The organism is Streptomyces sp. NBC_00876 (assembly GCF_045207435.1).
Taxonomy (GTDB): domain Bacteria; phylum Actinomycetota; class Actinomycetes; order Streptomycetales; family Streptomycetaceae; genus Streptomyces.
This window is the reverse complement of sequence record NZ_CP108801.1, coordinates 12,798-32,299: the sequence shown is the minus strand read 5'-3', so window position 1 is coordinate 32,299 and position 19,502 is coordinate 12,798. Positions and strand designations below refer to the sequence as shown.

14 protein-coding genes are annotated in these 19,502 nt (G+C 72.0%); 10 read left to right on the top strand and 4 right to left on the bottom strand.

Annotated features, from left to right (window positions below):
* Window positions 1-13: 13 nt before the first annotated feature.
* The gene (locus OG782_RS37235) at window positions 14-5,425 is read right to left on the bottom strand and encodes an amino acid adenylation domain-containing protein (protein WP_331742161.1); all 5,412 of its coding nucleotides are present in this window, start codon (window positions 5,423-5,425) and stop codon (window positions 14-16) included.
* A 559-nt stretch (window positions 5,426-5,984) separates the two neighbouring features.
* Between OG782_RS37235 and OG782_RS37230 the strand changes: the two genes are divergently transcribed.
* From OG782_RS37230 to OG782_RS37205, 6 genes are all read left to right on the top strand, one after another.
* Window positions 5,985-6,125 (top strand): hypothetical protein, encoded by a 141-nt coding sequence (locus OG782_RS37230; protein WP_331742158.1) that lies wholly within the window; start codon window positions 5,985-5,987, stop codon window positions 6,123-6,125.
* Between the two features lie 91 nt (window positions 6,126-6,216).
* Complete coding sequence (locus OG782_RS37225) at window positions 6,217-7,089, top strand: JmjC domain-containing protein (RefSeq protein WP_331742155.1); 873 nt, start codon at window positions 6,217-6,219, stop codon at window positions 7,087-7,089.
* Window positions 7,086-7,964 carry a JmjC domain-containing protein gene (locus OG782_RS37220; protein WP_331742152.1) on the top strand — a complete coding sequence of 293 codons (879 nt, stop codon included), beginning with the start codon at window positions 7,086-7,088 and terminating at the stop codon, window positions 7,962-7,964. The genes OG782_RS37225 and OG782_RS37220 overlap by 4 nt, the downstream gene beginning before the upstream one ends.
* On the top strand, window positions 7,961-8,470 hold the full coding sequence (locus OG782_RS37215) for a GNAT family N-acetyltransferase (protein WP_331742149.1): 510 nt from the start codon (window positions 7,961-7,963) through the stop codon (window positions 8,468-8,470). The genes OG782_RS37220 and OG782_RS37215 overlap by 4 nt, the downstream gene beginning before the upstream one ends.
* 37 nt (window positions 8,471-8,507) lie before the next feature.
* Window positions 8,508-9,782, top strand: coding sequence for an MFS transporter (locus tag OG782_RS37210; protein ID WP_331742146.1), 1,275 nt, complete (start codon window positions 8,508-8,510; stop codon window positions 9,780-9,782).
* Window positions 9,783-9,833: 51 nt separating this feature from the next.
* On the top strand, window positions 9,834-10,715 hold the full coding sequence (locus tag OG782_RS37205; protein WP_331742143.1) for an AAC(3) family N-acetyltransferase: 882 nt from the start codon (window positions 9,834-9,836) through the stop codon (window positions 10,713-10,715).
* A 45-nt stretch (window positions 10,716-10,760) separates the two neighbouring features.
* Here OG782_RS37205 and OG782_RS37200 read toward each other — a convergent pair whose 3' ends face one another.
* On the bottom strand, window positions 10,761-11,084 hold the full coding sequence (locus OG782_RS37200) for an acyl carrier protein (RefSeq protein ID WP_331742140.1): 324 nt from the start codon (window positions 11,082-11,084) through the stop codon (window positions 10,761-10,763).
* 140 nt (window positions 11,085-11,224) lie between these two features.
* Window positions 11,225-11,503 (bottom strand): hypothetical protein, encoded by a 279-nt coding sequence (locus OG782_RS37195; RefSeq protein WP_331742138.1) that lies wholly within the window; start codon window positions 11,501-11,503, stop codon window positions 11,225-11,227.
* A gap of 413 nt (window positions 11,504-11,916) precedes the next feature.
* Here OG782_RS37195 and OG782_RS37190 point away from each other — a divergent pair, with 413 nt between their 5' ends.
* Together OG782_RS37190 and OG782_RS37185 are read left to right on the top strand one after the other, a co-directional pair.
* On the top strand, window positions 11,917-13,104 hold the full coding sequence (locus tag OG782_RS37190; RefSeq protein WP_331742135.1) for an aminotransferase class V-fold PLP-dependent enzyme: 1,188 nt from the start codon (window positions 11,917-11,919) through the stop codon (window positions 13,102-13,104).
* Window positions 13,105-13,248: 144 nt separating this feature from the next.
* Entirely contained in the window at window positions 13,249-13,449 is a 201-nt protein-coding gene (locus tag OG782_RS37185) for an HIT domain-containing protein (RefSeq protein WP_331742132.1), read from the top strand.
* Window positions 13,450-13,589: 140 nt separating this feature from the next.
* Here OG782_RS37185 and OG782_RS37180 read toward each other — a convergent pair whose 3' ends face one another.
* The gene (locus OG782_RS37180; protein ID WP_406459533.1) at window positions 13,590-13,796 is read right to left on the bottom strand and encodes a hypothetical protein; all 207 of its coding nucleotides are present in this window, start codon (window positions 13,794-13,796) and stop codon (window positions 13,590-13,592) included.
* Window positions 13,797-13,956: 160 nt separating this feature from the next.
* Between OG782_RS37180 and OG782_RS37175 the strand changes: the two genes are divergently transcribed.
* The gene (locus OG782_RS37175; protein WP_406459531.1) at window positions 13,957-16,743 is read left to right on the top strand and encodes a SpoIIE family protein phosphatase; all 2,787 of its coding nucleotides are present in this window, start codon (window positions 13,957-13,959) and stop codon (window positions 16,741-16,743) included.
* 203 nt (window positions 16,744-16,946) lie between these two features.
* Complete coding sequence (locus OG782_RS37170; RefSeq protein WP_406459529.1) at window positions 16,947-19,472, top strand: hypothetical protein; 2,526 nt, start codon at window positions 16,947-16,949, stop codon at window positions 19,470-19,472.
* Window positions 19,473-19,502 lie beyond the last annotated feature (30 nt).

Here is a 19,502-nt window from a genome sequence, read left to right as displayed (position 1 = left end):
CCGGCCACCGGCCTCACGGCATCTCGTCGAGGTGGTCCAGGCACAACTCGTACCGGTCCTCCGAATGCGTCTCGGCCCAGCCCTGCGGCACCGTCGCGGACGCCGGCCACAGAGCGCGGCGGCCGGACCCGTCGCCGACCACGACGAAGGTGGCGAGCGCGTCGGCGAACGGGTCGCCGGGCGCGGGGCCTTCGAGGACGGTCAGGCTGCCGTCGGCGCCCATACGGGCCGCCCGCCCGGTGCGCCACATGCGGGCGGTGGCGCCGGCCGTGCTGTCGAACGGGTCGGGCAGGAAGCGTTCGCCGGTGGCGGCCGGGGCATCGGCGTAGCCGAGGGCCACGCCCGCACCGGCGACGTACAGCGCACCGACGGCGCCCGTGGAGACCGGCCGCAGCTGCGCGTCCAGGACGTAGGCGCGGTAGCCGGGGGCGGGTCTGGCGATCCCCGTGCTCCGGTGCTCGACCACCAGATGGCCCTCGGCCCAGCCGCCGCTCGTGGTCAGCGACGTCCGTTCCTCGCGGGCGAGAGCGACCAGGGCGACGAGCACCTCGTCACTGCCGCCGAGCAGGGTCAGGGCCTTGTGCTCGTGCAGCCAGCGCAGAATTTCCTGCGGCACGGCGTGCCGCAGCGAAGCGTCGGGCACATGGACCTGGACCCCGCACGCCAGGGCGCCCAGCAGGCCGATCGCTGCGTCGGCGTCCGGGTAGCCCCGTACCAGCCAGGCGGCATCCTCCGGTTCGGCGAGGGTCGCCGCGACGACGGGCCCGCTGCCGATCACCGTCGCACCGTCCTCGCCCAGCGCCCACAGCACCGGGTCGCCCGCGCTCAGCGGGCGCGTACGGTCGGTGTTCCGCAGCGGCCACCGGCCGTCCGAGGGCAGTAGATCGGCGGCCTCGTCGCGTACGAGACGGGCGGCGCCCGGCACCTGGGGCAGCAGCAGATCGGCGGTCTCGTCGAGGAGCATCGCCACCGGCCTCAGCGCACCGGGCAGCTGCTGCCCGGGATCGGCGGGTGTGCAGGCGGCGCCGGTCTTGGCGATGGCGAGCGCGGCCACCGCGAAACCGGTGGGCGAGGACAGCGCGGTCAGCACGGTGGTGCCGGGGCCCGCTCCGTGCGCCACCAGCGCGTGGGCCAGCAGGTCGGAGCGGGAGTCGAGCTCGGCGTAGTCCATGCCGGACAGCGCCGGAGCCTGTGGCGCTCGCGCCACCCGGGCCGCGAACAACTCGGCGACGGTCGTGGCCGGGAGCTCGTGGCGGCGGCCCTCCCACACCCCGCCCCGCGACTGCGGACGCTCGGCCGGTGCCAGCTCGCTCAGCACCGTCTCCGGGCTGTCGAGGGCCGCCGCGAGCAGGGCGGTCAGCTGCCCGGTCAGGGTCGCGGCGACGGTCTCGCCCACGGTCTCGTGCCGGTACGTGGTCGTCAGGACGATGCCCGCGGGCGCGCCCGCCGGGCTCTGCCGCTCCGTCAGGGTGAAGCCCACGTCGGTGGCGGGCAACGGGAGTCCGGGACGCTGCGGCTGCACGGTGACACCGCCCGCCCGGAACTGTCCGGTGGTCTCCTGCAACACGGTGAGGGCGACGCCGCCGGCGCCCGCGAGAGGGGCCTCGCTGCTCCGGTAGGCGCCCAGGTCCCGCTCCCTCGCCCGGCGCACCAGCTCACTGAACGCCGGGTCGCCCGAGGCGTCCACGGTCAGCGCGAGCACCCGTCCGTACGCGCCCACGGCGCCGCGCAGGGTGGAGTCGTCGCGGGCCGGGACGGGAGCGGCGACGGTGATCTCGCCGCCCGTGCCCAGCCGGCTCAGCACGGCGGTGAGCGCGGCGTGCACCACCATGAAGACCGTGGCGCCCTGCGCGGCCGCGAACCGGGTCAGCTGCGTGTGCAGGCCCTCGTCCAGGACGAGTTCCAGGCTGCCGGGTCCGGTGTCGAACGTCCGGGGACCGCTGCCCGGCAGCTGCGTCAACGCCGTGTCGCCGTACGGCGAGCGGGGCACGGACCGGGTGGCGGCCGGCACCCCGGCCGGGGTGGCGCCACCGGCCAGGGCCTTGTGCACCCGGGCCAGGTCGGCGGCCAGCGGCAACTGCGACCACAGGTCCACATCGGTGGCCGGCAGCGCCAGCTCCAGCAGATGGTCGTCCGCGGCCAGGGACCGCAGCCGGGTGCCCGCCGTGCCCACACGGGAGTTGCGCAGCGTCTCGTGCCGGCGGCCCAGCAGGGCGAGCGACTCGTCCAGTACCCGTACGTCCAGCGGCCCGCGCAGCCGCAGCGCCAGGACGACGCTGTCCGTGCCCGAGGTACCCGGTCCGATGGCAGCCGCGGGGGCCTCGCCCAGCAGCGCGGCCAGGGCGGCCGGGGTCGGGGCCGCGTGGAGCGCCAGCCGGCCCGGATCGGTGCCCAGGGTCTCGCGCAGCCGCGCCAGCAGCCGGACCGCGGCGAGCGACTGGCCGCCGATGCGGAAGAAGTCGCAGTCGGCGTCGACCAGCCGCCGCGGCAGCCCCAGCACCTCGGCGAACAGGTCCCGCACGATCTCCTGCACGGGCGACCCCGGCGGGGTGCCGGGCCGGTCGGCTGCCGGGCGGGGGGCGGGCAGGGCCCCGCGGTCGACCTTGCCGCCGGCGTTCAGCGGGAGCTCCTGATGGACCACCAGCGCGGACGGCACCATCTCGTCGGGCAGCCACGCGTGCAGATGCCCGCGCAGGACGACATCGAGGCCGACGCTGCGGTCGAAGGCGACCGGTGCGTTGGCGACCGACTCATTGGCAGCTGTTCCGGCCGGGCCCGGGGCGGCCGCGTACAGGCCGGTCAGCGGTCCGGCGGGCAGAGCCGCGGGGTCGGCGTACACGATGTCCAGGGCATCGGGCGAGGCGGCCGACCACGTCGGCAGGGCCCGGTAGCCCAGGCGCTCCCCGGCCGCGCACCACTCCTCGGGGTCCGCCGCGGGCCCGCCGTCGGCGAGCCAGGCCAGTGCGTGTACGACCTCGGCCCCGGGTGCGTCCAGGACGCGCATGGCCCGGTACGCGCCGTACAAGCGGCGGTTGGGCACACCGGACAGGCGCAGGACGGCGGGCCGTTCCGTGTCCAGCAGCTTCTCGACGTCCGCGGGCTCCGTCACCTCCTCACCCCACACGAGCGCGGGCGCCTGCGACAGATCGGCGGCCGGGGCGGCGGTGGACAGCACGACGTCGTAGCGGTACGTGGCCGGCTCGTTGTGGTGCAGGCCGCGCTTGGCCCGTACGTCCACGGCACGCACCGCGGGCAGTTCACGGGCGAGGGAGGCGAACAGAGCGGGGGACAGCAGCAGCTCCGTCTCCTTCGCCATACGGTCGGCGACGGCGAGACGCACGTCCTCCCGGTCCCGGTCCGCCGCGCCGCCGGCGAGTTCGGCGCCGGTCCGGTGACAGCGGGCCAGATCGAGGTTGCGCAGGTCGCCCAGGAGCAGCGAGCCGCCCGTCGCCAGCAGGGGCAGCGCCTGGTCGATCACGGTGCGCAGATGATCCAGGTCCGGGAAGTACTGGGCGACGGAGTTGACGACGACCGTGTCGAAGTAGCCCAGCGGCAGACCGCCGGTGTCGTCCGCGTCACGGCGGCTGATCCGCACCTTGCCGCGCAGAAGGGCGTCCTCCTGGACCAGGGCGCCGAGAGCGCCGACGGCCGCGGGGGAGAAGTCGGTGGCCCAGTACTCCTCGCACTCCTCGTCGCGGGCCAGCTCCGCCATCAGCAGACCGCTGCCCGCGCCGATCTCCAGGACCCGGCGCCGCCCCAGCCCCCGCACCCGCCGTACGGTGGCCTGCCGCCACTCGCTCAGCTCCTCCGCCGGAAGGTAGGCGGCGTCGTACCCGTTGCTTGGTGCGGCATTCTCGGTCCCGTCGGTCCCGTCGGTCCCGTCGGTCCCGTTGCTCGGTGCGGCATTCTCAGTCCCGTTGGTCCCGTTGGCCCCGCTGCTGGGGGCACCGGTCCCGGCCACGGTCCCGGCCACGGTCCCGGCCACGGTCCGGGCGCCGTGCAGCGCGTCGTGGATCTCCCGCCATCCGGCGATCAGCGCGCGCCCGTCAGCGGCGGGAACCGTGCGGTCGGGCACCACGTGCCCCACCAGGTGCCGCTCGCCGTCGGCGTCCGTGTGCACCGTCACCGCCGCCTCCAGGACGGCGGGATGCGCGGTGAGTACGGACTCGATCTCATGGAGCTCGGCCCGCAGGCCGTACAGGGCGACATGGCCGTCCACCCGGCCCGCGAACTCCAGCGCCCCGTCCGTGCGCAGCAGCACCTTGTCGCCGGTCCGGAACAGCCGGCCGCCGACGCCGGTGAAGCGGTCCTCGACGAAACGCCGGGCGGTCAGCTCCGGCCGGCCGAGGTAGCCGTCGGCGAGACCGGGGCCGCCGAGCAGCAGTTCGCCGACGGTGCCCGGGGCGGCCGGCATCCCGTCGGGGCCGACGACCACGGCGGCGGTGGACCCGACGGGCCGGCCGATGGGGACGGCCCGGTCCGTCTCCTCGGCCTGCGTGATCTCGTGGCAGAGGGCGAACGCGGCCGCCTCCGCCACTCCGTACACATGCAGCAACTGCCGTGGCGGCCCGGCCCGCAGGACCTGCCGCACCCGGAGCGGGTCGCAGCCCTCGCCGTCGACGAGCACCGTGTCCACGGAGGCGAACGTGCCGGGGAGGTCGCTGACGATCCGGTGGAACCGTGCGGTGGTCAGGAGGACGACCGTGACGCCGTGAACGGTGAGCGCGCGCCGCAGGCGCTCCGGCCCGGCGACGGTGTCCGGGGACAGGACGACCAGGCGGGCACCGGCGGCCAGGGCCGGCCAGGTCTCGAACGCCATCGCGGCGGACGCGGGGCTCGCGGCCTGAGCGACCACGTCGTCGGCGGACGGCCGGACCGGGGCGGCGGAACGTACGAGCTCGGCCAGCGCACGGTGCGGCACGACGACGCCCTCGGGGACATCCGAGGTGCCCGGGGCGTAGCAGACGTACGCGGTGTCGTCCTCGGAGCACTGCACATCGGGCAGTTCGCCGTCGTACCGGGCGATGTCGGGGGCGGCCGCGTCCAGGGCGAGGACGGGGGTCTCCAGGTCCGCGTACTCCGCGGCGCCGGCGGACTCGGTCAGTACCGCGCGGGCCCCGCTGTCGCGCACGATCAGCCGGCGGCGCTCCAGGGGGTCGGCCGGATCGAGCGCCACGTACGCGGCTCCGGCCCGCAGGACGGCGAGCAGCGCCGTCACGAGCAGCGGGCCGGGGCGCAGACTCGTCGCCACCCGGTCGCCGCGCCCGATGCCGCGCGCCGTGAGCAGGCGGGCCAGTCGGTTGGCCCCGCGGCTCAGCTCACGGTAGGTCAGAGCGACCTCGCCGCCCGCATGGTCGGGGTCGTGAACGGCGATCGTGCCGGGCCGTGCGACGGCCTGCTGCTCGATGAGACCGGAGATGGACATCGTGGCGAGCTCCTTCGACAGCGGCTTCCGTCTTGGCAAGACATTGCCAAGACGTTGGCAGCGGAGCCTTGAAGGTGTCTCCGGAGCGGCTGGAGTTCTGCTTTAGCCGCAGGTCGACGGGGTGTGATGGAGCTGTACGGACACCTGGGCCTTGCCAGAAATGGCAAACGGAATCGGATAAACGGGAACCCGCCCACCCGGTCCTCCACCCGGTCCTCCACCCGGTCCTCCACCCGGTGCTCTGCCCGGTCCCCCACCCGGTCCTCCACCCGGTGCCCCACCCGGTGCTCTGCCCGGTCCCCCGCCCGGTCCCCCGCCCGCCGCCCAGCCCCACTCCAGTCCGGCTCCGGCGATCCTCACGTCCACCTCTGGCATTCTCCGTAGTGCGAGACACGGTTCGAACACCGACCGGAGGTCCCCCCTCCGCAGCCCGCCCGGTCCTGCCCGGGCGGGCTGTCCGCGTCCAGGCGCGCTCAAGACGTGTGCGAGGTCACATCGCCATGCTCCAGGGCAGCCCATCGCACAACTGCGATGGGACCCCGCTGCCCTGGAGGCTGAAATGGGAATTCGCGACACGAAGAACGCCATTGACAACGCGGAGAACCCGGAGGAGCTGGCCCAGACCAACATCAGCGCCGAGGAGGAGGCGGACGTCTTCGACTCCCCGAAGACGATCATGAACCAGATCTCCAACGCCTGACCCGTCCGCCGGTTCGTGCGCCGGCCGGGACGCACCGCACACGTCCCGGCCGGCACCGGAACACAGAAGTCACCGAGCCCAGGGGGTCGGGTTGAACACGTCGCTCGTGGACACGCTGCGTGGCGAGGGAGTCTTCGCCGGCGCGTGGAACAAGGAATTCAGGATCTTCCGCGGCGCGGTGGACCCCGCCGCCTACATCTCCTCGGCCTTCATCGAGGACAAGCTGGAGACCGGCCTGCTGCGCTGGCCCTACTTCTCGGTGCTGCGCCACGGGGCCGTGCCCCCGGAGAGCGCGTACACCGAGACCCGTGACGTCATCGGCCACCGGCGGCCGGGCTTCCCCGACGTCGCCGCGATCCACCGGCTGATGTCGGCCGGCGGCACCCTCAAGCTCAACAAACTCTCCGACTGGCACCGCCCCACCCGGGACCTGGTCGAGGACCTCGAGGCACAGGCCCTCGTCGCCGTCGCCTCGTACATCTTCTGGACCCCGCCGGAGAGCCGCGGCATGCTCCCGCACCGCGACGCCGCCCACGTCGTCGCCGTGCAGCTGGAGGGGCGCAAGGAATGGCAGCTGTACGCCGACGGCGGGCAGGTGCGCAGCAGCGCGGGACTCGACGTCGACGCCGCACGGCCCAGCCACACCTTCGTCCTCGAACCCGGTGACGTGCTCTATCTGCCGCACGGCTGGCCGCACGACGCGATCGCCCGCGACGGCGACTCGCTGCACCTGACCTTCACCCTCACCGAGCCCACGCCGGACGACCTGCTGGAAGCGCTCGGACAGCACGTCCTCGACAGCGACTGGGAGCTGGCCCACCGCTTCCACACCACCACGCTCGAGGAGCGGACGGAGAACGTGCGCAGCGCACTGCTCGCGGGCGCCGGCGCCGGCGCAGGCGCACTCGACGACGACACGTGGGTGCGCGCCGCTCTGCGGCCCCTGCGGGAGGTGACCGGATGAGCATCACGCTGCAGGACCTCGTCGGTGACACCGAGGAGTTCTTCCACGACCACTGGGGCAAGCAGCCGGCCGTCTTCCGGGCCTCGGCCGACCTGACGGGGCTGATCACCGAGGAGGAGATGTGGCAGGAGGTGGACTGCGGGCTGCTGATCCGCCCGTACTTCACCTCTTTCGACGAAGGGGTGCGCTCGGCCATCTCGGAGATGACCACCTCCCGCACGATCGTCGGCCACACCGTCCCCGGGTACATCAACCCCGAACAGATCAAGGCGGACTTCGCCGCGGGCGGCACCTTCAAGTTCAGCCAGCCGGAGCACTGGCACCCGCGGCTGCGCTCCCTCGTGGCGGCGCTCGAACCGCACTTCCGGGCCGAGCTGGAGTCCTTCGTCTTCCTCAGCCCGCCCGGCAAGACCGCCATCGCGGCCCACATGGACGGCTCCCACGTACTCGTCCTCCAGGTCGCAGGCGTCAAGGACTGGGTGGTCGGCAGGCTCGACGAGTCCACCACCAGCGACTCCGACCGCTACGCCGGCGGGGTCATCCCCTACGACCGGCGCATGGAGGTCACCCTGCGCCCCGGTGACGTCCTCTACATGCCGCACGGCACCCCGCACTCCGCCACCGCCCGCATCGGCAACTCCATCCACATCGCGGTCACCATCGAGGAACCGACCACGCGGGAGCTGGCCAACGTCTTCCTCGCCGAACTCCTCGACCGGCCCGAGTACCGCGAACTCACCGAGAACCACCACCAGCTGACCCCGGCCGACCGGATCGCCCGGCTCCGCGCCCTGGTGGCGCAGACTCTGCGCGCCGCCGACGCGGACCAGGTCCTCAAGCAGGCGGTGCGCATCAAGGCCGAGCACCGCGGATGAACGTGACGCTGCGCCCGGTGACGGCCGGGGACCTCGAAGGGTTCGACACCGGCTTCGCCGGACCCGGGGGACCCGGCCCCTACCAGTGGTTCGGACACACACCCACCCAGCGGCTGCACCGGCTGCACCAGGAGCGAGGCCTGCTCGGCGGCGACGAGAACATGATGTCCGTCATCGCCGACGACACCCTCGCCGGGCGCGTCGAGTGGTTCCGCAGGGCGTGGGGCCGAGTGGAGACCTCCGCGTGCTGGGAGATCGCCATCGGTCTGTTCGCGGCCCACCGCGGACAGGGCATCGGCACCGAGGCGCAGCGTCAGCTCGTGGACTACCTGTTCACCCACACACGCGCCGAGCGCATCCAGGTGTGCACCGACGCGGACAACATCGCCGAACAACGGGCCGTGCAGAAGGCCGGGTTCGAGCTCGAGGGCCGCATCCGCCGGGCGCAGTGGCGCGGCGGCGCCTGGCACGACCAGCTCCTGTACTCGACGGTGCGAACGCCCTGACGCCGACCGCCAAACCCCGTCCGAGCGGAGAGTGCGCATGCGATCCCCCCTGCACCAGCTGAGCGGCCCGGCCCGAGCCCTCGCCGTCCTGCACGGCATCGACGGCATCGGTGTGGGCCTGTACGTGGCCGGGTCCGCCGTCTACCTCACCCAGGTCACCGGCCTGACCGCGGCCCAGATCGGCATGGCGCTGTCGGCCGCCGGAGTCACCGGTCTGCTGGCCTCCGTACTCTTCGGCGCCCTCGCCGACCGGGTCGGCGCGCGGCCACTGCTGACCTGGCTGCTCATCCTGCTCGGCGCCGGCTACTTCACCCTGCCCGCGGTGCATGCGGCCTGGCAGTTCGTCGCACTGTCGGTCGCCATCGGTGCGCTGCAGTTCGGTACGGGACCGTCCTTCACGTCCCTGATCGCCGAACTGATCCCGGACGGGGACCGGGTGACGGCACGCGCCGCGATCCGCTCGGTCGGCAACGCCAGCATGGGCCTGGGCACGCTCGGGGCAGCGGCGATCATCGCCGTCGGCTCGCACGACGCGCTCCAGCTGTTCCCGCTGATCAACGGGGTCACCTTCGTTGCCGCAGGACTTCTGGTACGCCGTCTGCCGGAGGTCTCCGCACGGCCCGCGCCGCCTGCCGAGGGCCGCTTCACAGCCCTGCGCGACCTGCCCTTCCTGCGGGTCGTCGGGGTCAACGCGGCGCTGTCCATGCACGACTCGGTACTGGCGGTGGCGATCCCGCTGTGGATCGTCGTGGGCACCGGCCTGCCCATCGTACTGACGCCGGTGCTCATCGGCGTCAACACCCTGTTGTGTGTACTGCTCCAGGTACGGGCGGCCAAGGGCACCGACGACGTGTCCGGCGCGGCCCGCGTCGCCCGCCGGTCCGGGGCCGCCGGAGCGGTGGCCTGTCTGCTGCTCGTGCCCAGCGGCGGCGACGTCCCGCTCTGGGCGGCGGGCGTCCTGGTGTGCGGGGCGTTCCTGGTGATGACGGCCGCGGAGCTCTGGCACGCCGGCGCGTCGTTCGGGCTCGCCATCGCACTGTCGCCCGAGGACCGGCGCGGCGAGTACCTGGGCGCCTTCCAGCTCCACCACGGCATGCAGTCGATCATCGGCCCCGCGGTCCTCACCTCGTTCATCGGCGGCGGCTCGGGCATCGGATGGGCGGCGGCCGCGGCCCTGTTCGCGGTAGCGGCGGTCCTGGTCGGCCCGGCGGTCCGCGCGGCGACCCGGCCACTCAAGACCGCCCCCGCAGCCACCCCCGCCCCCGACCCGCAGCCCGCACCCGGTCCGCAGCCGGCACCGGCCGTCGACTAGGACCTGATCCGCGAGTCCCACCGAGCCGCTTCCCCCTTCTCCGGAGAGCCGATGCTGCACCCCGCCGCAGGTCCCGAAACCCCCGGCCCCTACAGCCGCGGCGACCTCGTCAACGGCCTGCGCGACAGCGGCGTGGCGGAGGGCGACGTCGTCATGGTGCATGCCGCGATCAGCTCCCTGGGCTGGACGGCGGGCGGGGGAGTGGCGCTCGTACAGGCGCTGCGCGAGGTCGTCGGCCGGAGCGGCACCCTGGTGGTCGCCGCCTTCACCACGTACCTCACCGACCCGATGACGTGGGTCGAGCGGCCCGTACCGCCTTCCTGGTGGCCCAGGGTGCGGCAGTCGATGGTCCCGTTCGACCCGGCCCTGCACCCGGCCCAGCCGAAGCTCGGCCGGCTGCCCGAAGTCGTACGGTCCCTGCCGGGCGCGCGGCGTTCGCCCCACCCGCTCTACTCCTTCGTCGCGTCCGGTCCCGCCGCACGCTCGGTTCTCACCAGCCACCCGATGGGTTACGGCCTGGGCGCGCGCAGCCCGCTGGCCGCCCTGTGCCGGGCGTCCGCCAAGGTGCTGATGATCGGTGTGGGCTGGGACAAGTGCACCGTGCTGCACCTTGCCGAGCACCTGACCCCGTACCCGGGGCGGCGCAGCCACCGCATGGACGTGCCGCGCCCGGCGCCGGGCGGCGCCACGCAGTGGGAGCCGAGCGTCCAACTGGTCATGTACGAGGGTGACTACGCGGACATCGGGGCGGAGGCGACGCGCGCCGGACTGGTCCGCAGCGGGCGGGTCGGCGCCGCGCCGGTCCTGCTCGTACCGGCAGCCGAACTCGTGGACCTCGGCTCCGCCTGGCTGGCCCGGCACCGTGATCTGAGCGGATGGCTGGTGGCCCCGAACATGACCGGAGTGACCGAAGCCCCCGCAACGGCTCTGTGAGCGGCGGGGGCTTCTCGGGTTCTGCGACGGTCTCTGCGACGGCTGTCAGGCCACGGCCCACGGGGTCCGGCCACGTGTGCCCCCACCCGACGACGACTGCCGGCCGGCGTCCCAGGAGGGCTGGAGTGCGGCGGAGACGATGCCCCACAGGTGCCCTGCCGTGAGGGTGCGTACAGGAACGACGACCTGACCGGCGAGGCTGACGCAGTACGCGGACTCCAGCGCGCTGACGATGCCGATGAGGGCCATGGAGTCGAGCCCGTACTCCTCCATCGGGACATCGGCGTCGGGCGCCTTGCCCTTGCCCAGGCCGGGAAGGCCCTGCCGGAGAATGGTCTCGAACCTCGCGTTCCACGGTGACTGTGCCATGGGGCGGACTTCCTTCCGGCTGCCGGGACGGTACTGGTGGTGCGCGTGCCTGCCTGCGTGCGCGCGTGCATCACGTTGCCGTGTCCCGCTCGAGCCGCCTTGGACGGGCGCTCGGGCCGGTGTGGAGCGGTGAGTCGTGCTCAGGCGGTGGGCGCGACCGGCCAGCCGATGTCACCCTGCGGGGCGACGGGCCAGCCGATGGTCGGGTCCGCGGTGTCCGTCGTGCCCTGCGGGGCGACGGGCCAGCCGATGTCACCCTGCGGCGCCACGGGCCAGCCGATGCCGTCGGCGGAGAGCTGCGTCGTGCCGGCGGTCCGGGGCCAGCCGATGCCGTCGTCCGCGGCGCTGATTCCGGCGGTGGTGAGAACGGCGGCGACGGCGGCGGTGGCGGTGACGATGATGTTGGCGATGTTCTTCATGGCCGGACTCCTCTGTGACAAGTCGTGTGTTCCGTGTTGGCAACTTCTTGCCTAGAAGATTGGCAACACCGCCTAGGGATTCACTCGGAATTCGCTCGGAAACGAGTAGAGAATCACGGGGGTCTTCCGCACAAGGCATGCCGGGCTCGCAGAACTGACACTTCACCAAGCCTCTGACCAGCGCAGGTGTCACGCCCGGCGAAGATTTGCCAGATATGGCAATGCTTGGCAAATCCTGGAGATCCGAGCCAGAAGGACTGGATATCGAACCCATAGGGATAACCGCGGCGTTGCCGCGACTTGAGTAACGCTGGAGTGGGCGTTGCCAAATCCTCACGACGGCAGGCAACATATTGCCAAGAGGTCAGGCAATTACTTGGCATAGTTCCCCGTCTACGGGGGGAGGCCCGGAAGTGAACGTGCAGACGCCCCACAGCGAACGAAGGGTCCATCTCGACGCGGCCACAGCAGGTCACACACCTGCCGCGGTGCGCGCCGTCGTCACGGAGTCCCTGCACAGGGAGGACGAGTACGGGACGCACGAGCTCGAGGAGTACCTCGAGGACGTCGTGCACACCGAGGTCCACGAACGCCTCGGCGCCCTGCTCTCCGTACCGGCATCCGACACGGCAACGGTCACCGGCGCCGCCGACGCCTTCCGGGACCTGCTCGGCCGGCTGCCCCTCGGCCCCGGCGACCGGATCTGGACGACGCCGTACGAGGACGTCGCCCGCCTCACCGCCCTGTTCGCGCTGCGCGACCGGACCCGCTGCCGCCTCGACGTCGTACCGCTGGACGCGGACGGCGACCTGGACCTGGAGTGGATGTCCGCACACATCGACGACGACGTGGCCCTGGTCAGCGTGCCCCTCGTCCCGGCCGCCTGCGGCATCGTCCACCCGGTCGAGGAGATCGGACGCATCCTCGCCCCCCACCGCTGCCTCTACGCCGTCGACGCCTCGTACGCCATCGGGCAACTGCCCGTGGACGCCGCACGCATCGGCTGCGACCAGCTCACCGCGGACGGCTGGCGCTTCCTGGGCGGACCGCCGTCCGCCGGCTTCACCCACACGACCCCCAGGCTGCGGTCCACGCTCGCCCAAGGTGCCCCCGCCCTTGAGCAGGCACCGCACAGCGCGGCCGTCGCAGGCCTGAACACCGCCCTGATCCTGCACGAGAAGGAGACGGCCGCACCGCGCGAGAACCTCTACCCCTACCTACGCGAGACCGTCGAACGGACACCCGGCACCGCACTCATCGCACCCGGACGCACCCAGTCGGGCATCCTCGCCTTCCACCACACCGAACGGCCCGCCGCACAGCTGCGCCGGGAACTCGCGGCGCGCGGAATCCTCCTGCGCAAGACGGTCGCCCAGGAGATGCCGCTGTACCTGCCCGAACGAGGCATCACCACAGCCCTGCACGCGTCCCTGCACCAGGACAGCACGCCCCAGGACATCACCCGCCTCGGACAGGCCCTGACCGAAATCGCGAACGCCCACCGCTCCACCACAACCCCTCTGCCACGCGCCGTCGGCGACCCGCCCGCCGCCCGCCCCCGCCCGCAACGCGGCACCCGAGGTCACCTGACGCTGCTGTAGGCGCCGGCAGCGCCGGTCGTACGGACGCGGGCTCACCGACCGTCACGGCGTGCCGGAAACAGGCTGGAGAACGCCGCCCGGTTCTGGCAACGTCAGGTCGATGACCTGTGTGTTCTGTAGCTTGATCAGCGAAAACTCGGCTCGGTGAAGGCTGAAGGCGTGAACATTCTCAGTGCGAGCGGCCCCGGTTCAGAGCAGTCGGTGCCCCACCTGCACTTCCATGTGGTTCCCCGATGGACCGATGACGGGTTCTCAACCTGGCCGACGGCGCAGTCCCGACACAAATTTGCCGGCGACCCCGTCGTCCAGCTCGCCAACGCCATGGCAGCCGATCACGCAGCCTGACGGTTCCGCAGAAGTTGTGCGGGTCACCGAGTTTCGCCGGAGCCCTCGGCCACCGCCCCGGCCCAGTCCTCCGAATGCTGATCGATCCGGGCTCAGAAACAACTGCGCACGCACTTGCCGTTGCTTCCCTGGGACAGCCCTTACTTGACCACGGCCACTATCACTGCGATCAACGCGCTGAGAACGGTCAGGGACGTGGCGAACGCCTTGCCGGACCGAGCGAGGGACTCGGGTGCCGGGGCGCCTCCCCAGCGAGCGACGCCGAACGCGATTCCGGCGACAAGGCACGAGAAGATCACGGCCAAGCCGATCACCAAGAGCAGTACCGCCGTGTGGGTGACGCTCACAACAACTCCTTCTTCGAGACCGACTGCTTCGTGCGGTGCGTGTTGCACACGAGCACGAAACGACGATCCACCCCCATGAGGCCTCGCCGAACAGGTTGGATGTTGTCCACGCGACAACGCGGGGTTGTCCGGGGAACAAATTGGCCTGAGAGAGGGTGACGTGGGGACTTTGAAACGGCCCGGCCGGCCGTGGGCGCCCGCACGTGGGTCCTGCAACGAGATCAACGAACTCGTTCACATCCTGCGGGCCTGGCTCGACGCCACCGGCGTGTCCGTGGTTCAGCTGCACACACAACTGGCTTCCGAGCACTTCAGCACCGGTGTGGTTCCGGATCTCCGCAAGCTGCGGGAGCAATTGTCCGGAGTGGCCCTGACATGGGACCTCGTCGAGGCCGTCGCTGATATCTGCTTCCCGGACGAAACGGGGCCACGAGCTGCCGAGCGGCTCAAGCAGCTGCAGCCTCTGTGGAGTGCCGCTCACACCACTCCCACGCCCGTCACCATCAGCGTGAAGCCGGCCGTCTCGGCTCACGAGCTCGTCCAGGCGCAGCAACGCACGATTGCCGCGCTGGAGGATCTCAATCGCGTACGGCAGGCCTTTGAGGTCAGCGAACAGGCCAGACAGCAGGCCCTCCAGGTGGCCACGGTGCTCTTCGCGCTGCTCGGCCAGACCCAGGCCCAAGTCGCGGAACTCACGAGGCGGCTGGATGCGTTGCGCAGCGCGGATGATCCGTTCCTCTCCGATGTGGAGAGGGCAGAACACCGCCTTGAGCGTGCGCTGCGGCAGTCGGACGACCTTCGCTCGCAGCTCGGCCGAGCCGAGGCCGAACGGGACACGGCGCAGCGTGTGGTCGATCACGCTGCCCGTCAGATCAAGGCTCTGGAAGATGAGCTGCGCGATCTGAGGGCTGGCTCAGTGACCGGCGGGCAGCCCCAGGCGGGGACTGCCCTGAGCATTCCGGGCCCGCTGAGCAGCACTGTCGACGACGCCGCGCTTGACCAGGTCGATGCCGCGTTGCAGAAGGCCCGGGACGTCCTCGACCGAGAGCACGAGGCGGTGCAGGACGCTGTCGAGGAGATGGGCTGGGCGGCGTCGCAGAACGAACACGGTGACCGAGTCATTCCCGGGCAGGCTGTGCGACGCGACCCCAGCCACAGCCCGGAGTCCAGGTCGCGCGATGACGAGTTATTCCACACAACCCCGAACAACCCTGTCACCAGCACGGATGGGCCGGGCAGTGAGCTCATGCTGCGACGGGCCGACGACTCGATGCGCTTCGTGGGGGCCGCGACCCGGCGGATCGCCCGCGGGATAGACCTGGACGAGATCGTGCTGGGCCTGTGCCGGGCAAGCGTGCCGACGTTCTCCGACGAGATCCTCGTCTACCTCCGCGACCCGCTGCCGGTCGGCGACGAGCGGCCCGTCAACCCGTTCGTGCTGCGGCTGCGCCGCTCCGACCGGCTGCGGCTGGCCGACGAGGAGACCGAGTGGCTGCGACTGCCCGCGATCGACCCGCAGGCCGATCTGACGCCTGCCGCCGAGCTGTGCGAGGTCCGGGCCGGTGGTGCGCTGGCCGAGGTGCTGCGCGGTGTACGGCCGGTCTTCGGCGACTCCGGAGCAGGCCGGACAGCGCTGCCCGCGCTGCTTGGGGCCGACTACCCTGTGCCCGCCGGGCGCCGGGCGATCCTGGCCCCGCTGCGCGGCCGGCGCCGGGTGATCGGCGCCGCGGTCTTCCTGCGCGGCAGTGAGCGGCCGGGTTTCGATCCGAACGCTCTGCTGGTCACGGCCCAGCTCGTCACGCACACGGCGATCTCACTGGACAAGGCGGTGCTGTACGGGCGCGAGGCCTACATCGCGGGTGAGCTGCAGCGCACCATGCTGCCCGACTCGCTTCCGCAGCCCACCGGGGTCCGGCTCGCCTCCCGCTACCTCCCGGCCGCGGAGACCGCCCGGGTCGGTGGTGACTGGTACGACGCGATCCCGCTGCCCGGCAGCCGGGTCGCCCTGGTCGTGGGTGACGTCATGGGCCACTCCATGACGTCCGCCGCGATCATGGGCCAGCTGCGCACCACCGCGCAGACCCTGGCCGGGCTCGACCTGCCGCCGCAGGAGGTGCTGCGGCGGCTCGACGAGCAGGCGCAGCGGCTCGGCAGCGACCGCATGGCGACCTGCCTCTGCGCGGTGTACGACCCCGTCGCGCACCGCATCACGATCGCCAACGCCGGCCACCCGCCGCCCGTCCTGCTCCACCTCGGCGGCCGCGCTGAGGTGCTGCGGGTGCCGCCCGGCGCCCCGATCGGCGTCGGCGGGGTGGACTTCGAGGCCGTCGAGCTGGACGCACCCGCGGGCGCCACGCTGCTGCTGTACACCGACGGCCTGGTCGAGTCCCGGCTGCGGGACGTCTGGACCGGCATCGAGCAGCTGTGCGAGCGCCTTGCCGCGACCGCCCGGCTGACCGGCCCGGACCACTCGCCGCCGCTGGAGGCCCTCTGCGACGACGTGCTGGACATGCTCGGTCCGGGCGACCGGGACGACGACATCGCCCTGCTCGCCGCCCGGTTCGACGGGATCGCGCCGAGCGACGTCGCGTACTGGTTCCTGGAACCGGAGGACTCCGCCCCGGGCCGCGCCCGCAGGCTCGCCCGCCGGAAGCTGGCCGGCTGGGATCTGGAGCATCTGACGGATTCGGTCGAACTCCTCGTGAGTGAGATCGTGACCAATGCCGTGCGGTATGCGGAGCGGCCGGTGACCCTGCGGCTGCTGCGGACCGACATCCTGCGCTGCGAGGTCGGCGACGACGCCCCGCAACTGCCCTCACGCCGCTGGGCGAGGCAGATGGATGAAGCGGGCCGCGGGCTGTCCGTTGTCGATGCGCTGGCGGTGCGGTGGGACGTAACCAATGTGAACGGTGGAAAGGTGGTGTGGTTCGAGCTGGCCTTTCGGTGACGACCGCGTTCGGCCACAGCGTCGCCGACCTCGCAGGACAACGCGCGGGCATCACCGACTCCGGTCGCCGAGCGGCCCCAGCCAGGAATGCGTTCCGCAGCCTCCCGCGTCACCTCCCCGACCCCTCCGCATAAGGTGTCGCTGATCAGCTCTCCGGCGGTGTGCCGGGACCTGACGGTCGAACACTTGGGGAGGGCGGACTGATGTCCGGGACCAGGAAGCGGAACGCGCGAAGATCCGCCGCAGCGGGCGTGTGCACGGCAGTGGTGGCGGGAATCCTGCTGGCGCCGGGGGCCACCGCCGCGGATAAGGAACCGTCGCCGGTGGGCCGGCTCGCGCAGGCGCAGGGTACGGCAGCCGGCGCGCCCCGGAGCTCCGCTCTCGGCGACGGCGAGCGTGTCACGGTCGTCGACGGCGACGTGCGCATCACCGACAGCGGCGGGCGCGGCGGCAAGAGGTACGCCTTCGGCTCGGCCAACGGCGCGCTCGACGTACAGCCGACGGCACTGCCGAAGCCGGTGAAGCCCACCAGGGTCTCGGTGCCCACGATCAAGGCGGCCGAAGCCGCGGCAGCGGCGGCAGCGGCTTCGTACTCCGTGAAGTTGAACATCACCAACGCCGACGTCGCGTTCAAGCTCTTCTACGTCTGGAACCGTAAGACCTGGACGTCGTACGCCGTCAACAGCGACAGCTTCGGCCCGTCCGCGACCGTCAAGCTGCCCCCCGGCGACTACTTCTCCGTGGCGCTGCACAGTGACTGGCAGCGCCCGTCCTACCTCCTCACCCGCACCTTCAAGGTCGGCACGGCCGCCACCACCGTCTCCTTCGACGAGCGGGCCGCCAAGGAGACCGGGATCCGCGTCGACGACACGACGGCCACCCGTGAGTCCTCCGCCGTATGGATCTCGGTACCCGGGAACCACATCGCCGGCTTCGCGGGGTCGGGTGCGGACAAGGTGTACGTCACTCCGTTCTCACAGCCGGGCGCGGCGCTGAGGATCCACGACGTTCTCAGCCGGAAGGGCACCACGGCGAGCACGCCGAGCCCCATCCGGTACGACCTCGCCCATACGTTCCAGGACACCGTGCCCGCCTCCCCGCTCGCCTCGGTGAAGCGGGCCGCGCTCGCGAAGACGGTCACCCACGTGAACGCTCCGGGCACGCGGACCACCGCGCAGTTGCAGACGGCCCCGAGCTACGAGTTCGAAAGCGGCGTCTATCTCGGCTCGGCCGTGCCGGTGGCCGGTGCGGTCACCGAGTACGTGACGCCCGGCATCTCATTCAGCCGTTCCCTCACCTACGGAACCGGTGACTACAGCCTGCAGCTTCCCGCCCGTTCCCTGCCCGCCGGCTCCGCGCCCGCCGAGACACTCGGTGAGGCGCCGCTGCAGCCGATGCGGCGCGAGGGAGGCGGCTCCCAGCGGCGGGGCGGCACCATCACCCTGTACGAACCGGCCGTCTTCGCCGACGCCGCCGGGCACGCGGGATCGGACCGCCGGGCGGCGAACTCCTACCGCCTGACACGCGACGGCGTGACCTACGCCGAGGCCACCGGCGTGTCGGTCCACAAGCAGCTGTCGGTCAAGGTGCCGGACAGCTCCGGGACGTACACCCTGGACCAGACGGTCACCCACCGCGTGCCCGACCGGCGGCTGTCCACGAAGGTGCGCAACGAATGGACCTTCACTTCCGGCTACGTGCCGTTGACGACCGAACTGCCGCTGGTCGACACCCAGGTGAAGCTCACCGGCATCAACGCCTCGAACCGTGCCACCGCCACCACCCCGGTCACCGTGACCGCCACGGCCTCCGGCCGCGGCTCCTCCGTCGCGGCGAACGTCACCGGCATCGAGTACTCCGTCAACGACGGCTCCACATGGACCGCCCTGCCGCTCACCGGCAACACGGCCTCCCTGACGGTCCCGGCCGGCGCGGCCTACGTCTCGCTGCGCGTGAGCGCCACCGACGACCAGGGCGGCACCCTGCGCCGCACCGTCCAGCGCGCCTTCGCAGGACCGGGCACACAGGGCGACGAGACGACCGGCACCACCCGGATCTCCCACGTCGTCGTCAACGGCGGCAAGGCGGTCGAACTGTCCGACCAGCCGCAGCAGGACTTCAAGGCGACGTTCACCGCCACGGACCCGGCAGGCATCGCGGGCGGTGACATGTACCTCTACCACGGCTCGTACGACGCCCCGGACGGCGTCCTCTACGGCTCCTGGCCCGCGACCTGCACGAAGGTCAACGCGACCACCGCCACGTGCGAGGCCCAGTTCGCGTACATCTCACCGCGCTGGACCCTCGGCCTCAACACACTGGCGGGCACCTGGAAACTCGCCGCATGGGCGGAGTCGGCGAACGGCACGGGCCTCAGCGATCTGCACGCCGCCGCGACGGTACGCATCCAGCGCGACGCGAACCAGACGGTCAACGCCTCACCCGAACCCGTGGCCAAGGGCAAGACGATCACCGTCACGGGCAAGCTCGCTCGGGCCAACTGGGAGACCGGCGGCTACCACGGGTACACCGCCCAGCCGGTGAGGCTCCAGTTCCGCAAGAGCGGGACGACGACGTACACCACGGTGAAGACGGTGAAGACGGACAGCACCGGCAACCTCAAGACCACGGTGAAGGCCTCGGTCGACGGGTACTGGCGCTACTCCTTCGCGGGCACCGCGACGACCCCGCCGGCCACGGCGACGGGCGACTACGTGGACGTCCGCTGACCGAAGCACGACAGACGAATGACCGAAGCA

Bases quoted from the DNA above. Each gene is read 5' to 3' on its own strand.
- OG782_RS37235 (WP_331742161.1), bottom strand. From the start codon at position 5,425: ATGTCCATCTCCGGTCTCATCGAGCAGCAGGCCGTCGCACGGCCCGGC.
- OG782_RS37230 (WP_331742158.1), top strand. From the start codon at position 5,985: ATGGGAATTCGCGACACGAAGAACGCCATTGACAACGCGGAGAACCCG.
- OG782_RS37220 (WP_331742152.1), top strand. From the start codon at position 7,086: ATGAGCATCACGCTGCAGGACCTCGTCGGTGACACCGAGGAGTTCTTC.
- OG782_RS37215 (WP_331742149.1), top strand. From the start codon at position 7,961: ATGAACGTGACGCTGCGCCCGGTGACGGCCGGGGACCTCGAAGGGTTC.
- OG782_RS37210 (WP_331742146.1), top strand. From the start codon at position 8,508: ATGCGATCCCCCCTGCACCAGCTGAGCGGCCCGGCCCGAGCCCTCGCC.
- OG782_RS37205 (WP_331742143.1), top strand. From the start codon at position 9,834: ATGCTGCACCCCGCCGCAGGTCCCGAAACCCCCGGCCCCTACAGCCGC.
- OG782_RS37200 (WP_331742140.1), bottom strand. From the start codon at position 11,084: ATGGCACAGTCACCGTGGAACGCGAGGTTCGAGACCATTCTCCGGCAG.
- OG782_RS37195 (WP_331742138.1), bottom strand. From the start codon at position 11,503: ATGAAGAACATCGCCAACATCATCGTCACCGCCACCGCCGCCGTCGCC.
- OG782_RS37170 (WP_406459529.1), top strand. From the start codon at position 16,947: ATGTCCGGGACCAGGAAGCGGAACGCGCGAAGATCCGCCGCAGCGGGC.